Here is a 14,752-nt window from a genome sequence, read left to right as displayed (position 1 = left end):
GTCACTGCGCTTCCTAAGCTCATATGCATGACGACGACAACGACGCAGCAGCCCACCGCCACCAGCACTGCCACCACCGCCACCACCACCGAAGCGGCCCCCGGGCACAACCGGCTGCTGGAACTGGCCCAGCACGCCCCCGCCGCCTTCAAGGCGCAGATCGCCTTCGACGCCGCCGCCCGCGCCGGGCTCGACCCGACGATCGCCGAGCTGGTCGAGATCCGCGCCTCGCAGCTCAACGGCTGCGCCTACTGCCTGCACCTGCACACCAAGGACGCGCGTAAGCACGGCGAGAGCGAGGAGCGGCTCTACCTGCTCGCGGCCTGGCGCGAGGCCCGGCACTTCTACACGCCCAAGGAGCAGGCGGCGCTGGCCTTCACCGAGGCGGTCACGCTGGTCTCGCAGGGCGGGGTGCCCGACGACGTCTACGACGAGGCGGCGGCGCATTTCGACGAGACGGAGCTGGCGCACCTGCTGGCGAAGATCATCTCCATCAACACCTGGAACCGCATCGCGATCACCAGCGGGCGCCGCGCGGGCACCGACGTGCGGGTGGCCGCCCGGAGCTGAGCGCCGCCGGGAGGCCGCCGGGGCGGGGCGGCCTCACGTCCCGATCTTGCCCAGCAGATCGACGATCCGGGACTGTACGTCCGTGCTGGTGGAGCGTTCGGCGAGGAAGAGGACCGTCTCGCCGGACGCCAGCCGCGGCAGCTCGGCCGGGTCTATGTCGGCGGAGGTGTAGACGACCAGCGGTGTGGTGTTGAGCCGCTGGTGGCCGCGCAGCCAGTCGACGATGCCCTGCCGGCGGCGGCGGATCAGCATCAGGTCCATCACCACCAGGTTGGGGTGGACCTGCGCGGCCTTCGTCATCGCCTCGGCCTCCGAGCCGGCGTGCGCGACCTGCATGCCGCGCCGCTCCAGCGTGGCGGCGAAGGCCTGCGCGATCGGCTCGTGGCCCTCGACGAGCAGCACCCGCGGCGGGTGCTGCTCGCTGTCGCGCGGGGCGAGCGCCTTGAGCAGCACGGCCGGGTCGGCGCCGTACGCGGCCTCCCGGGTCGCCTGCCCGAGACCCGCCGTGACCAGCACGGGGACGTCGGCGGCGGCCGCGGCCTGGCGCAGCGCCTGGAGCGCGGTACGGGTGATCGGCCCGGTCAGCGGGTCGACGAAGAGCGCGGCGGGCGGCTCGGCGACCTGCGCGTCGACCTCCTCGCGCGATCGTACGATCACCGGACGGTAGCCCCGGTCGGTGAGCGCCTGGCGCGTCGAGACGTCGGGCTCGGGCCACACCAGCAGCCGGCGCGGCTCGTCCAGCGGCTCTTCGAGCCGGTCGTCGGCGGCCTCGGTCATGTCGGTGACGTCGACCGCGCCGTTCGGGCCGTCCAGCGGCTCCGGCCCCTCCGCGGCACCGGCCGCGGGCGCGCCTATCGCGTACGACCGGCCCGGCGGCATCACGGGCGGCACGGCGACGGCCGCGGGCGCCGCCGGAACGGGTCGCAGCAGCGCCGTCTCCTCCTCCGGGGAGGGCTCGGGCGCGGCCTGCGGGGCCTGCTGCGGCTGGGCGGGGTGGACAGGCTGGCCGGGCTGGGCCGGCTGGGCGTCGGGGCGGCGTACGGGCAACTGCCCGCTGTCCGGGTCCGCCTGCGGGTGCTGGCGGGCCTGGCCCTCACCGCCCGGACCGTGCGGCTGGCTCGGCACCTGCTGGATGAGGCTGCGGGTCGAGGGCGCTTCGTCGGCGGCCCGGTCGGGGCTCAGCCGGCGGCGCCGCCCGGAACCGCCCGCGGCGACCTCGGCGGGCAGGCCCTGCGGATCCGTCTGGCCGTTCGGGCCCGGGGCGAACACGCCCTGGCCGAGGGTGCGCACGCTTATGGCCCGCCCGTACGTGCTGTGCGTCGGGTCCTGCGGCTGACCCGCGGGCGGACCCGGGAGCTGCGGCGGAGGCGAGGCGAGTGCCGGGCGGTTGCCGGGCGCCGCGGGCCACTCGGTGGGCGGCGGCAGCGCGGGCGTCCCGGCCGCCGGAGCCGCGGGTCCCCCCGGGGGCGTGGGGGCCGGGGCGGCAGGCTGACCGGCCGCGCTGGGCCAGGCCTGCGGGGAGGGCGGCACGGCCTGCCCGGCGTCGGGCCACGACTGGGGAACCGGCTGCTGAACGGGCACGGCCTGCTGTGCGGGCGCGGGCACCGGGGGCTGGGGCTGCGGGGGTACGGGGGCGAGCCCCGAACCGGGAGCCGGGGCGAGGCCTGTGCCGGGGGTCTGGGCCAGGCCCGTTCCGGGAGCCGGGGCGAGGCCGGAACCGGGGGCCGGGACGGGGGGCTGGGCGTCGGCGGGCGCGGGAGCGGGGCCCTCGGGGGCGCGGTGGGAGGCGCGGCGTCCGCCGGGGCGCGCGCTCTGGCCGTTCGCGCCGGTCTGTGCGCCGGAGCCGCCGACCGGGTCCTGGCCGATGTGCGGGTTGCCGTGCGGGCCGACGTGCGGACCGCCCGGCGCGCCCGGCGGGTCGAGCTGGGGCTGCGCGCCCGGGGTGTCCTGGGCCGCGGCCGGGAGGGCGTTGGGGATCGGGACGGGCGGCAGCTCGGCACGTTCGGGTGCCGGGGCCTGCGGCTCCTCGGCGCGGGCCCGGCGGCGGCCGGTCGGCTGGGACTGCGGGAGCTGGGGAAGCTGCTGAGGCTCCGTCGTGGCGGGAGTCGGCTCGGGGCGGCCCTCCGGACGGCGGAGCGCGCGCCGGCGCCCGGTGGGAGCGGCGTCCTGCTCGGGGGAGTGCGGGCCCTGCCCGTTCACCGGGCTCACCTGGTGCAGGCCCTGCGCCAGGGCGGCCTGGGCCTGTGCCTGGGCGGCGGCCTGCGCCTGGACCTGTGCCTGGACGTGCGCCTGGCCCTGCGCGGACCAGGCCGCCGCGTCGCCGCCCGGCTTGCCCGTACCGTCGCCGCCGGGCCCGTGCGTGCCGCGGACCGGCTCCGTCGAGACCGGCATCACGGTCGTCTCCGACTCGTGGGGGGCGCTCCCGTCGCCGGGTGCGCTGCCGCCCGCGCGCCGGGTGCCCCGGGGGGCCGCGTCCGCGCCGGCGTGCGCCTGCTCCGTGGCGGCCGGGACCGCCTTCGTACCGTCGCCGTCCACGTCGTCGGCGTCGTCAGCGCCGTCCGCCGGGCCGCCCTTGCCCGCGGGCACCTCCAGGACGTAGGCGCTGCCCGCGCCGGGGACCTCGTGGGTCTGGAGGACGCCGCCGTGCCGCTCGACGATGCCGCGGGCCAGCGGGAGGTGGACCGGGTCGCCGCCGGGGTGCGGGCCGCGCACGTCGATGCGGATGACCTCGCCGCGCGGGGCCGCGGCCACCACGATCGTCGAGTCGCCCGCGAAGGCCTGCGCGTTGCCGGCCGAGTCGATGCCCGCGACGTCCGCGATCAGGTGGGCCAGCGCCTGCGCCATGCGCTCGCCGTCCACCGCGGCCCGGATGGGCGGCGCGTGCACCGCGAACTGCGCGCGCCCGGGGCCGATCAGCTCGGTCGCACCCTCGACGGCCGCCGTGATGACCTGGTCCAGGCCGACGTCCGCGCGGCGCAGCTTCTCCTCGCCGCGGTCCAGCCGCTGGAAGGCCAGCACGTTGTCGATGAGCGTGGTGATGCGCGCGTAGCCCGCCGCGAGGTGGTGCAGTATCTGGTTGGCCTCGGGCCACAGCTGCCCCGCCGGATCGGCCGCCAGGCCCACCAGTTCGCCGCGCAGCTCCGCGAGCGGGCCGCGCAGCGACGTGTCGAGCAGCGCGCGCAGTTGCGCCGTACGGGCGGCGAGCGCGTCGAAGGACGTGCGGTCGGTGAAGGTCATGACCGCGCCGACCAGCTGGTCCCCGTCCCGTACCGGCGCCGTCGTCAGGTCCACCGGGACCGCGGTGCCGTCCTTGCGCCACAGCACCTGGCCGCGCACCCGGTGCTTGCGGCCGCTGCGCAGCGTGTCGGCGAGCGGGGTCTCCTCGTACGCCAGCGGGCTGCCGTCCGGACGCGAGTGGTGCACCAGCGGGTGCAGCTCCTTGCCGCCCAGGTCGGTGGCGCGGTGGCCGAGGATCTGCGCCGCCGACGGGTTGACGAGCACGACCTTGCCCGCGGTGTCCACGCCCACCACACCCTCGGCGGCGGCGCGCAGGATCATCTCCGTCTGCCGCTGCTGGCGGGCGAGTTCGGCCTCGGTGTCGACGGTGCCGGTCAGGTCGCGGACGACGAGCATGAGCAGCTCGTCACCGGTGTAGTGCGGCACGCCGTCGCCGTACTCGGCGTACGGGGTGCGGCCGTCCTCCAGATTCGCGCTGGTCACCTCGACGGGGAACTCCGTGCCGTCGGTGCGCCGCGCGACCATCCGGGTCGGCTTGGTGCGGGTGTCCTCGGCGGCCTCGCGCGGGCTGCGCATGGAGCCGGGGATGCGTTTCGAGTCGAATCCCGGCAGGAGGTCGAGCAGGCCGCGGCCGACGAGCGCGGTGCCCGGCGACTCGAAAGTCTCCAGCGCTATGGCGTTGGCGTTCACCACGGTGCCGTTGACGTCGACCAGGAGCAGGGCGTCCGGGAGGGCGTCGAGTATGGAAGCGAGGCGAGCAGAGCCTCGGGATGGCCTGCTGCTCACGAGACGCGTCCTCTCTGGTCACCGCACTGCTCTCGCCCCGGGTGCCGGCACCGCACACGGCCGGTCCGCCACCCGGCCGCACCGGCCGGCGACGTCGGCTGTCCTTGGCCGATTTCCGGGCGGCCCATCTTGCCGCCACCCCCGGGTCATGTCACTAGAGCGAGTGTACGTGTCGGCCACGGGAGCGGGGCGGCGGATGCCCATGTGGGGCTGTGCGTATAGGGGTTCGGATGTGTGCGGGGTTTGTGTGGCGTCGGTCACGGCGTGCGCGGGGGCGCGGTGGGGGCGCGCGGTTTCGGGGCCGGGCGGAGTGGGGCGCGGGAGGCGCGGCGGGGCGTGAGGCGCGCCCCGCCGGGCCGCGCGGCTGACCCGGCGCGCATGCCGGATCGGGCGGCGCGGGCGACTCGCCGTCCGGGCCGCCTGAGCTGATTGGGCCGTCCGGGCCGCCTGGGCGCGCTCAGCCCGCTCGTCCGTTCGGCCCGCTCAGGCCGCTCAGGCCGCGAGGGTGCGGGGTCCGCCCGCGGTGGGCTGGGGGATCGCGGGGACCATGCGCTTCCAGCGCGCGACCTCGCAGCCGTTCGTACGGCGGTACGTCTCGTCCACCGGCTCGCCCCGCCACATGCCCGTGACGTGGGCGGTCTGCGGGCCGCCGTAGATCATCGAGCACATCTGCCCGGCGGGCACGGGGGCGAGCGGGCCGCCCAGCGCGTCGAGCTGCCGGCACGCGGCGAGCTGCTCACCCCTGACCGCGCCGCCGCAGCTCAGGGTGTGCGTCCTGACCTGCCCGCTGCCGTCGTCGTACGCCACCGAGAGCCGGTCGGCACCTCCGGCGAGCGCGGACCAGGGCAGGCCGAGGGCGGCGGCAGGCCCGCCGGCCAGCACACCCCCGGCGACGGCGACGGTGACGGCGAGGCCGAGCGCGCCGAGCACCCCGGCACGGTGACGCCCCCGGGCGGGACGGGGACGGCGGACGCGAGAGCCTGCGCGGCGGTGCGCGGCACGAGCACTGACAAGAGCCATACCCATCCTTTACCGCCCCGATACCCCCGGAGTGGCACCATTCACCCGTTCGTGGGCGATCCGCGGCGCGCGATCCACGTGGTTCCCCCGCCCCGACCGCCCAACCCCTTTGCCCTGCCGACCGGCGGCCTTGTACCGTAGTCTGCGATTGGTCGCAGCCCGCAGGGCTGTGTCATCATCTGCACACGCACCCGCTCACGCGGGTCGCGCGTTGGAGGCGTCGCCTAGTCCGGTCTATGGCGCCGCACTGCTAATGCGGTTTGGGCTTTACCGTCCATCGAGGGTTCAAATCCCTCCGCCTCCGCCATCTCCCCGGAACCCCGCTCGTCCCTCTCGGACGGCGGGGTTCCGCCGTTTTCCACCCCCTCCTCCCCACTCCGCCCCACCACCCCCTCTCCGGGCCTCCCCCGCAGCTCAGCCCCCCTCCCCCTTATCGATTTCACGTCCCGCCCCACCTCATGTAATGTTGTTCCCGCAACGCCGACCGGCCGAAAAGCCGCGAAGCAGACCCGCACTCGTAGCTCAACGGATAGAGCATCTGACTACGGATCAGAAGGTTGCAGGTTCGAATCCTGCCGAGTGCACACAGGTGAGAGGCCCCCGGGATCGTCCGGGGGCCTTTTGCGTTGCCCGCGTGGCGGTGGCGGCCGCCCCCGATCGGCGCGCGGGGGCGGCCGGCCGTCCGGCGGGAGGGTCAGGAGGGGGACGGGGAGGTGTGGGCGGACCAGGCCGCGGTCTCGTCCGGGGGGAGGACGCGGGTCAGGGCGGCCGTGCCGGGCAGGTGCGGGAAGAAGCGGTCGGCGTTCCAACTGCGCTGGTAGGACGGCGTGTCGAGGACGAGGAGGCGGCGGCCCGCGACCACCGGGATGTCGTCGGGCAGGCCCTCGTTCCAGATGCGGGTGCCGTCCGGGGCGAGGAGTTCGAAGGCGCCCGTCGCGACGCAGTCGCTGCGGCCGCGGGCGGGCTCCGGGTCGGTGGCCAGCCGGACGCTCTCGGCGGAGGGCGGGGTGCCGGGAATGTGGCCGCCGCCGATCAGGACGTGGGCCAGCAGGGTGTGCAGCTGGAAGTTGTCGCCGATGCCGCCGATGCGTATCTCGAAGCCGGTTCCGGTGGGCCGGTGCAGGACGATCACGGGCTCGTCGTCCAGCACCGCGAGCGCGTAGGCGAGGCACTTGAGGTCGTGCCGGTCGAGGGCGGCCAGCTCGCGGCAGGCGGGGATCAGGGCGGCCGCGTGCAGGCGGCGTACGTCGGCGCTGCGGCACAGCACGGCCAGCGCGGGCGGCTGCCACTCCTGGACCGCGCACCAGGCCAGGGCCAGGCGGGTGGCCTCGTGCGGGTCGCCGCCGAGGCGGCTGATCAGGGCGTCGTCGATGATCTTCTCGTCCGGCTCGGGAAGTTCGTCCGCGGCCCCGCCGGAGGCCGTCCAGCGGCGGGCGAACTCCAGGGCGTCGTCCAGGTCGCGGTGCACGCCGTCGAGGATCGGCCCGGCGCAGGCCAGGGGGTCCGCGCCGGTCTCGACGCAGAAGCCGGCGGCCATGGCCAGCATCGGCCGCGGGCCGGTGGGCGGGAAGGCGGGCAGGAGCGCGGCGAGCCGGGGTCCGGCCGCGGCGCGGGCGTCGTCCGGTGCGGACTGCACGCTCTGGATCATGGTGGTGAAGGCGTGTTCGGTGCGGTCGCCGTCGCGCGCCGCGACGGCGGCCTCCAGCTCGGACACGGCGGTGGCGAGGCCCTGGGCCTGCTGCTTCCTCTTGAAGATCACCGGCTCACCCTAGGGCGGCCGGGGCGGCGGGCGAACCGCGGTGCGGGACACCGCCGTCGGGCGCTCGGGCCGGGCCGGGCGGTGCTGCCGTCCGAGCGGTGGCGAGGCGCCGGAAGTCGGTCCAGGCCGCCATGACGCCGGTGCGGGCCACGAGCGGCTCGTGCGCGAAGTCCCGCGGGGTGACGGACTCCTCGCCGACGAGGCGGTGGGCGGCCGGGACGAGCAGGGCCGGCGGCGCGTCGTGGAGGACGTCGATCTCCAGGCCGTCGGCCGGGACCGGCAGCGGTGTGCGGACCAGCAGGGCGTCGACCCTGCCGTCCGGCAGGGCGCGGGCCTCGTCGCCGCTCAGGTGCAGGGTGCGTGCGTATGTGGGCGTCGGGGTGGCGGCGGCGGAACTCCCGCACCGCGGGTGTGACGACGAGGTCCTCGTCGCAGCCGACGGTGAAAGCTTGAGCTGGCGGCTCAGGGCGGGCCGGGCGACATGGGGCGCGTCGGTGGCGCGCCCGACGAGGTCGCCAGGGCGGTCGCCTTCCTCGCCTTCGACGCGGCCTTCACCGCGGGCGCCGAACCGGCCGTGGACGGCGGCGGCTTCCGGATCCGAGGTCCTGCGCCGGACCCGGGAGCCGCCCGCCTGCCGGGGTCAGGCCACGGGGGCCGCCGCGCGCTCCCGGAGGGACGCGGACAGGGCGCGGGCCTCGTGCTCGGTCATCCGGGTCGTGGTGTACGGGACGGCGTTGACCCAGCGCTGGGTCAACGCGGCGACGCGCTCGCCGTAGCGCTCGGCGGTGATCAGGTCGCCGGGGGAGCAGCCGTCCTCCGGGCCGAGGTCGGTGTGACTCTGGGCCATCAGGCCGAGCCAGGAGCCGAGGCGGTTGAGGTCGTCGCGGGAGCCGCCGCTCCAGTTGTTGCCGGGCATGTCGGCCACGCCGATCCACTGCATGCCCATCTGGGCGCCGAAGACGGCCAGTTGCTGGAGGACGGTGAGCTTGTCGCCGCTCTGCGACGCGGACATGGTGAAGCCGCCCGCCAGCTTGTCCTTCCAGCCCTGCGTCGTGAAGGGCGTGAACGCCGCCTCCATGAAGGCCTTGAACACCGCGGACACGCTGCCCATCAGGGTCGGGCAGCCGAACACGATCGCGTCGGAGCGGGCGAGCAGCGCCTCCGCCTCCGCGTCGTGCCAGCGGCCCGCGACGACGTCCTCGGGACGCAGGTCGACGAGGTGGACCTGCGCGCCGGGGACGGTACGGGCGCCGGCCGCGAGGTGCTCGGCCAGCAGCCGGGTGCTGCCGTGCACCGAGTGGACGACCACCGTCACGGTGACGGTGGGGGATACGCCGGGGACGGGGACGGGGGCGACTGCGTTGCCGGTCATGTCTGTTCACGCTTCCTGAGGGCGGGGTGGGCGCCCCGCCTCCGGTCACGGCGGGAGGCGGGCGCTGCTTGCCCTGCCATCACAACCCGCCCGCGCCGCACCATCAACGCCGTACTTCGGCACGCAGCGATCGGTCGCACCGATCGATCGGCGCTAGCCTTGCGGGGTGGACAGGATGGAGCTGGAAGCGTTCGTCGCCGTCGCCGAGGAACTCCACTTCGGCCGGGCCGCCGCGCGCCTGCACCGCGGACAGCCGACCGTCAGCGACGCCGTGCGGCGGCTCGAAGCCACCCTGGGCGGACGGCTGTTCCACCGCACCAGCCGACGCGTCGCCCTCACCGAGCTGGGCGCCGCGATGCTGCCCGACGCGCACGCCGCGCTGGCCCAGCTGCGCCACTTCCAGCAGCGCGGCCGCGCCCTCGCCGCCGGTGACCGCAGCCGCACCACGCTCGTCGTGGGGCACGCCGAGTACACCGGCCACCAACTGCTGCTGCACTGCCTGCCGCAACTGCACGACCGCTTCCCCGACGTCGCGATCGTGCCCGAGCCGATGCCGACGACGGCCCAGCTCGGCGCCCTGCGGACGGGCACGATCGGCCTCGGCATCGGCTGGGCGACGGACGGCTTCACCGGCGTACGGGCCCGGGTGCTCTCCGCGGAGCGGTTCATGGCGCTCGTACCGGTGGGGCATCCGCTCGCCGGGCAGGCGGAGTTGAGCGCGGCCGAACTGTCCGCGACCGGGCTGCTCACCTGGCCGCACCAGATCAACAGCGGCCTGTGCGACCGGCTGCTGGCCGCCTTCCACATCGGCGGCGCCGATCTGCGCATCATCCGCACCGCCGACAGCGTGCACGCCATCGCCGCGCACGTCGCGGCCGGGGCGGGCATCGGCATCACCGTCGCCTCGGCCCTCGACCACACCCCGCCCGGCCTGCGCGTCATCCCGCTGACCGGCCCGTCGACGACCGCCGACCAGGTCGTCCTCACCCCCGCCGAGCCCACCCCCGCAGCCGTGGCGCTGCGCGAACTCCTGCTGAACGCCTCGGCACAGACGTGCGCTTCGACACAGACGCGCGCCCCGGCGCAGACGCGCGCCCCGGCGCAGACGCACGCCGCCGCGAGCTGACGTCCCGGGCGCAGCGGCGGTCGCGGTCAGCGCCCGGTCGCCCAGCGGGCGAAGGCCTCGACGGCGTCGCAGACGGCATGCAGGCGCAGGGAGGGGAGGAAGTCGAAGCTGTGCTGGGTGCCGGGGAGTTCGGCATGGACGACGGGCGCGGTGGACGTACGGGCGAGGTCGGCGGCGAAGGCGCGGGCGTCCGTGGCCAGCACCAGGGTGTCGAGGGCGCCGTGCACGATCAGGAACGGCGGCGCGTCGGGATGGACGTGGGCGTGCGGGGTTGCCGGGCCGCCGGACCGGCTGCCGCCGACCTCCCCGTAGTAGCCGTAGAAGCCGATCGCCGCGGACACCGCGCCGTCGGTGAGCGCGACGGTCGCCGCGAGGTGCGCGCCCGCCGATCCGCCCGCGAGGACCAGGAGTTCGGGGTCGGCGCCCAGTTCGTCGGCATGGGCGCGCAGCCACTCGACGGCCGCGCGGGCGTCGGCGAGGGAGTTCGGGTAGGGCGTGCGCTGTCGGTAGTCGGCGCTCGCGCACACCCAGCCGTCCGCCGCGAGGCGGTAGAGGAGGGGGAGTCCGCCGAGGAGTTTGCTGCCGGCCGTGAAGCCGCCGCCGTGCAGGTAGAGCAGGACGGGTGCGCCGTGCGGCCGTTCGCGCGGGAGGTAGACGTCGAGGCGTTGCGCACGCGCCGTCCCGTAGCGGCGGTTGCGCAGTCTGCGGACACCGCGGCGCGGCACGAGGAAGGGCAGTAGCACGCGGAGCAGCGGGAGCCTGGTGCGGGGAACGCGCAGGCCCGGCACCTCGGCGAGAGCCGCCTCCAGGACACCCCGCGCCGACCTGGTGCGTACCGCGAGCGCGGTCATGCCGCAGGCGACCGCGGCGGTGAGAGCTGCGGCGAGCCACCACCTCGGGGTGCCGACGTCGGCGGCGAGCGTCGTGTACGTGTTGAGGGTGAGCACCGCCAGCCCCACGAAGGGCTGCTCGTTGACGAACCAGCCGAGCCAGAACCACAGGTCGGACGGGCTCGACCGGCGCGGCAGAGGCGGGCGGAGCGCCGCGAAGGTGCACAGCGCGAGGACTGCGACCGAGATGACGAAGCCGGTCTGCACGGCGCGTTCAGCCCCCGTCCGGTGCCACGGGTGACACCCGTGACCGCGGCCCGCACGGGCGCGCGTCCGCGGCGGGTGTGCGGCTCATTCCGTCCCCCTCCCCGGCCGGTGGCGGGGCGTCCGGCCCTGGTGCGCCCATCCTGGCCCGCCCGCGGCGCGCCGGGAAGGCGGCGCGGGCTCAGCGGTGCAGGTGCGCAACGTCGGCGGGGTAGGGGCTCTCTTGCGGGAGAAGAGCGCGGGCCGCGTCGAGTTCGCCCGCGCGGACGTGGGCGTGGACGGTACGGGCGAGCGGCGTGACGTCGGTGATGCCGACGGTCCACGCGTCGGCGTAGCGGCGCACGGCCTCCCCGGACAGCCCCAGTTGCAGCGAGCGGTACGGCAACGGGCGCAGGTGGAGGTCGCGTTCGGGGTCCCACTGGACCCGGGCGGGCGAGCGCCTCAACTCCCGCTTCCAGGCGGCCCGGTCGGTGTGCAGCCCGGCGTCGTAGTGCGACAGGCACGCGTGCGCGAGCGCCCACGCGAAGCCCTCGCGGGTGATCTCGACGGCCAGGACGGTCTCCTGGCCCTCCTTCGTGCCCCATCCGCAGCGGTACATCATCCACAGGAACGACGGCTTGATCCACGTCATCCGGTCCCGCTTCCACACCGCGGGGAAGCGGCCCTCGCGCGCCGCCGCCAGGCCGATCTCCGGCCGGTACGCCTGGTAGACGGTGACGGTCGAGGCGGTGGCGAGGGCGCGGACGCGGTGGGTGGGCTCGGGCCTGGGGTCGGGCTCGGGTTCGGGGGCGTGCGGACGGTCGGTGGGCTCCTGCATGGGCCCAGGGTGGGCGGCGCGGTGCGGGGGCCGCCAGCGAATTACCGGACGGGCGCGGCGGGCCTCTACCGGGGGGAGCCGCCGGGCGGTCCTGACAGGTGTCAGGACCGCAGGACCGCGGTTGTTGCCAAAGTGGTGAACGGCATCGTGAAGGCGCCGCCGAGGGCGTCGATCGCCGTGCCGACGTCGGAGAGGATCACGGACAACTGGGAGGGGGTGAGCCGGGTGAGACCACCGGTCGTGGGGAGCAGAGCGAGCCATTCGTCACGGGTGTACGACCGCTGCCAGTCGTAGCGCCAGTGCTCGGGGGCGTCGAAGGCGCCGGTGTCGCGGATCGCGTCGCTGAACGTCGCGTAGAGGGCCTGGTAGGCGTCGAGCGGGCGGCGCGCGGGCTGGGCGCTCAACGGGGAGTCGGGGACGGCACGGCGGAGGGCTGCGGCGAAGGGCTCGGCGACTTCGGGGGGCGGCTCGTAGACGTGCCCGAAGACGGCGAGCCGGCCCCCCGGGCGCAGCACCCGGGCGGCGCGGGCAGCACCTGCGGCGGGGTCCACCCAGTGCCAGGACTGGGCGGCGACGACGGCGTCGAAGGTGCGGCCCGCGGGCTCCCACGCCTCGAACGTCGAGACCTCGACGCGCAGCCCGCGCGACCGGGCGAAGTCGGCCATGCGCGGGTCGGGCTCGACACCGAGCACGGTGCATCCGGCGGCCTGGAACTGCCGGGCTGCGATACCGGTGCCGCAGCCCACGTCCAGGACGTCGGGCCGGGCGTGACCGCCGTCGGGCGCGGGCACACCGGCGGCGATCCGGGCGATCAGCTCGTCGGGGTAGCCGGGCCGGGCCGCGTCGTACTGCCCCGCGTTCTCGCCGAAGGACTCGGCCATACGGCGAGCGGTGTGGGGCGCCGCGCCGCCCCCGGCGACCGGCGAGCTACGGGGCCCGGCGCCGGTGGCCGGGGGCGGGCCGGGCGGGGGCTCGGCGGCCGGAGCCGTGCCTGCGGCGGGAGCGGGGGCTGCGGTGGGGTCCGCGCTCCCGCCCGGGGCGGGGCTCGCCTCCGGGGCCGCACCCGGGGCCGTGGCGGGGCCCTGGTCCGGTGCTGCGGCCGGGGCGGGGCGGGCGGAGCCCAAGGCGGGCGGGGCTTGTTCGGGGGGCTGCGCCGGTAGAGTGGGCATGCGCCCACCTTAGTGGGCGCATGCCCACTGGGCAACAATCGGCCGTGGGGCGACGTCCGACGGTGACGGCCTCGGCCACGGCGACGTCCGACGGCCAGGACCAGGACCAGGACCGGGGCCGGGACCGGGACCGGGACCGGGACCACGGCGGACCGTTCGCGGACCGGAGACGAGAGAGGGAGCGGCACGTGCCGACCGGTGTGCATCTGCGCGACGCGCGGCAGCAGCTCTTCGACGCCGCCGAGCGCATCCTGCTGCGGTCCGGGCCCAACGGGCTGACCAGCAGGGCCGTCACCGACGAGGCGGGCTGTGCCAAGGGCGTGCTGCACCGGCACTTCGCCGACTTCGACGCCTTCCTGGCCGAGCTGGTGCTCGACCGGGCGGCGGGGCTGGAGGAGCAGGCACGGGCGCTGCGCGCGTCAGCCGGGGAGGGCAGCGTCGTCGACAACCTCACGGGGGCGCTGACAGCGCTGTTCGGGCCCGTGCCGGTGGCGATCATCCCGCTCATCACGTCCCGGGACGCCTTGCGGGCGCGGCTGCGGGAGGCCACGCCGGGCGGTGGGATCGCGATCCTGGGCCAGGCCACGGAGGCGGTCGGCGCGTATCTGGCCGCCGAGCGCGACCTCGGCCGGATCGCCCCGGGCGCGGACGTGGACGCGCTGACGCTCTCCCTCGTCGGCGGCGGCCACCTGATCTTCGCCGACCGTGACCGGGCGGCGAGCGCGGGCCCGGACGGTACGGAGGGGCCGGATCCGGCGGCCGTGCGCCGCCTCGTCACCGCGGTCGTGGCGGCGGCGACCCTGCCCGCGGGGCCCGATGGGCCGGGAACGCCGGGGCCACCAGGATCGTCCGGGGGGCGGTGAGGGCCGGTCCCGGGGAGCCGGTGGAGGCCGGGACGGGCACATGACCGCGTGGGCGTGGCGGCCCGGGACGGGACGGCCACGGCCGCAACGTCTTCCTCCTCGGGGCGTCCCCGGCATCGGCACCGCGCGCTGCGCCGGCAGGAGCGCGCGGGCCGCCCGTCGCCGCCCGCGGACCTCGGACGTACCCTCGCGGCAGGCTTGACACCCCGAGCCGCCCGGCCGCCTACTGCCGTCATGCCCGACGCCGACGCCGACTCTTTGCCCGCGGCGCCCGCCGTTCCCGCCGACGTCCCGGGGGCCCGCTCCCGGCAGCGGCGCCGCAGCAGGCGGTTCGCCGCGGCCGTCGCCGCCGTGTCCACCGCGCTCACGGTGATCCCGGTCCTGGTGGTCGCGCCGCGCTCCGACCCCGCCCCGGCGATGTTCACCGCGGGCCTGGCCGCCGGTTTCGGCCTCGTCCTGCTGCCGCACCTGTGCGTGGCCCGCGGCACCCTGCGGCGGCACGGCCCCGACCTCCGCTACCTCACCGCCCGCACCTGGACCGGCACCCGCACCCTCGACCTGCGCGAACTGCGCAGCGTGCGGACGTGGAAGGAGGTCGGCCGCGGCGGCAGCGAGACGTACCTCGTCCTCACCGACACAGCCGGGATCCGGCTGAGCTTCAGCGACACCCTGCCGGGCGGCGTGGGCCTCGTCCGCCGGTACGCGAGCGAGCGCCCCGCGCGCGAAGGAGGCGACGACGGCCCCGCCGTACGCGTGACCCGGCTCGCGCTCGCCGACCTGAACGTACGCCCGCTGCCGCTCGTGCTGTCCGGGCTGCGCTCGACGCTGTCTGTGGCGCGCACCTGCCTGCTGCTGCTCGGCCCGATGACGGTGGCGGGCATGCTGATCACCCGCTGACGTCCGCGTCGCGCCCGCCGCCCGGCACGTCCGCCTGGTACG

The 14,752-nt window shown here is 76.2% G+C and carries 12 protein-coding genes and 2 tRNA genes; 6 read left to right on the top strand and 8 right to left on the bottom strand.

The window, feature by feature from the left end:
* The first annotated feature begins 27 nt into the window (after positions 1 to 27).
* Positions 28 to 570: a carboxymuconolactone decarboxylase family protein gene (locus ACWERV_RS11020; protein WP_398175302.1), complete on the top strand. Its 543-nt coding sequence runs from the start codon at positions 28 to 30 to the stop codon at positions 568 to 570.
* 33 nt (positions 571 to 603) lie between these two features.
* On the opposite strand, the gene ACWERV_RS11015 is transcribed toward ACWERV_RS11020, so the two are convergent.
* On the bottom strand, positions 604 to 4,593 hold the full coding sequence (locus tag ACWERV_RS11015; RefSeq protein ID WP_452931402.1) for a PAS domain-containing protein: 3,990 nt from the start codon (positions 4,591 to 4,593) through the stop codon (positions 604 to 606).
* 492 nt (positions 4,594 to 5,085) lie between these two features.
* Positions 5,086 to 5,523: an SSI family serine proteinase inhibitor gene (locus ACWERV_RS11010; RefSeq protein ID WP_452931400.1), complete on the bottom strand. Its 438-nt coding sequence runs from the start codon at positions 5,521 to 5,523 to the stop codon at positions 5,086 to 5,088.
* Between the two features lie 303 nt (positions 5,524 to 5,826).
* On the opposite strand from ACWERV_RS11010, the gene ACWERV_RS11005 reads away from it, so the two are divergent.
* Both ACWERV_RS11005 and ACWERV_RS11000 read left to right on the top strand, forming a co-directional pair.
* Positions 5,827 to 5,920: transfer RNA gene (locus ACWERV_RS11005), tRNA-Ser, on the top strand.
* Between the two features lie 204 nt (positions 5,921 to 6,124).
* Positions 6,125 to 6,197: transfer RNA gene (locus ACWERV_RS11000), tRNA-Arg, on the top strand.
* A gap of 110 nt (positions 6,198 to 6,307) precedes the next feature.
* Here the strand turns inward: ACWERV_RS11000 and ACWERV_RS10995 are convergent.
* The 3 genes from ACWERV_RS10995 to ACWERV_RS10985 form a co-directional block, all read right to left on the bottom strand.
* Positions 6,308 to 7,372 carry a hypothetical protein gene (locus ACWERV_RS10995; protein ID WP_452931397.1) on the bottom strand — a complete coding sequence of 355 codons (1,065 nt, stop codon included), beginning with the start codon at positions 7,370 to 7,372 and terminating at the stop codon, positions 6,308 to 6,310.
* A 4-nt stretch (positions 7,373 to 7,376) separates the two neighbouring features.
* Positions 7,377 to 7,655 carry a LysR substrate-binding domain-containing protein gene (locus ACWERV_RS10990; protein WP_452931571.1) on the bottom strand — a complete coding sequence of 93 codons (279 nt, stop codon included), beginning with the start codon at positions 7,653 to 7,655 and terminating at the stop codon, positions 7,377 to 7,379.
* Positions 7,656 to 8,012: 357 nt separating this feature from the next.
* A complete protein-coding gene (locus ACWERV_RS10985; protein WP_452931394.1) occupies positions 8,013 to 8,744 on the bottom strand; it encodes a flavodoxin family protein in 732 nt (243 codons plus the stop codon).
* Positions 8,745 to 8,919: 175 nt separating this feature from the next.
* Here ACWERV_RS10985 and ACWERV_RS10980 point away from each other — a divergent pair, with 175 nt between their 5' ends.
* Complete coding sequence (locus ACWERV_RS10980; RefSeq protein WP_452931568.1) at positions 8,920 to 9,870, top strand: LysR substrate-binding domain-containing protein; 951 nt, start codon at positions 8,920 to 8,922, stop codon at positions 9,868 to 9,870.
* A 26-nt stretch (positions 9,871 to 9,896) separates the two neighbouring features.
* Here the strand turns inward: ACWERV_RS10980 and ACWERV_RS10975 are convergent, their stop codons facing one another.
* From ACWERV_RS10975 to ACWERV_RS10965, 3 genes are all read right to left on the bottom strand, one after another.
* Positions 9,897 to 10,967: an alpha/beta hydrolase gene (locus ACWERV_RS10975; RefSeq protein ID WP_452931392.1), complete on the bottom strand. Its 1,071-nt coding sequence runs from the start codon at positions 10,965 to 10,967 to the stop codon at positions 9,897 to 9,899.
* 178 nt (positions 10,968 to 11,145) lie between these two features.
* Positions 11,146 to 11,781: a DUF4291 domain-containing protein gene (locus ACWERV_RS10970; RefSeq protein ID WP_452931389.1), complete on the bottom strand. Its 636-nt coding sequence runs from the start codon at positions 11,779 to 11,781 to the stop codon at positions 11,146 to 11,148.
* 101 nt (positions 11,782 to 11,882) lie between these two features.
* On the bottom strand, positions 11,883 to 12,662 hold the full coding sequence (locus ACWERV_RS10965) for a class I SAM-dependent methyltransferase (protein ID WP_452931387.1): 780 nt from the start codon (positions 12,660 to 12,662) through the stop codon (positions 11,883 to 11,885).
* Between the two features lie 476 nt (positions 12,663 to 13,138).
* On the opposite strand from ACWERV_RS10965, the gene ACWERV_RS10960 reads away from it, so the two are divergent.
* Together ACWERV_RS10960 and ACWERV_RS10955 are read left to right on the top strand one after the other, a co-directional pair.
* Complete coding sequence (locus ACWERV_RS10960) at positions 13,139 to 13,813, top strand: TetR/AcrR family transcriptional regulator (RefSeq protein WP_452931384.1); 675 nt, start codon at positions 13,139 to 13,141, stop codon at positions 13,811 to 13,813.
* 234 nt (positions 13,814 to 14,047) lie between these two features.
* Positions 14,048 to 14,710, top strand: coding sequence for a hypothetical protein (locus ACWERV_RS10955; RefSeq protein WP_452931381.1), 663 nt, complete (start codon positions 14,048 to 14,050; stop codon positions 14,708 to 14,710).
* Positions 14,711 to 14,752: the final 42 nt, after the last annotated feature.

The organism is Streptomyces sp. NPDC004031, from assembly GCF_053604375.1.
The sequence above is the reverse complement of the archived record's forward strand: the minus strand, read 5'-3'. Positions and strand labels throughout refer to the sequence as shown.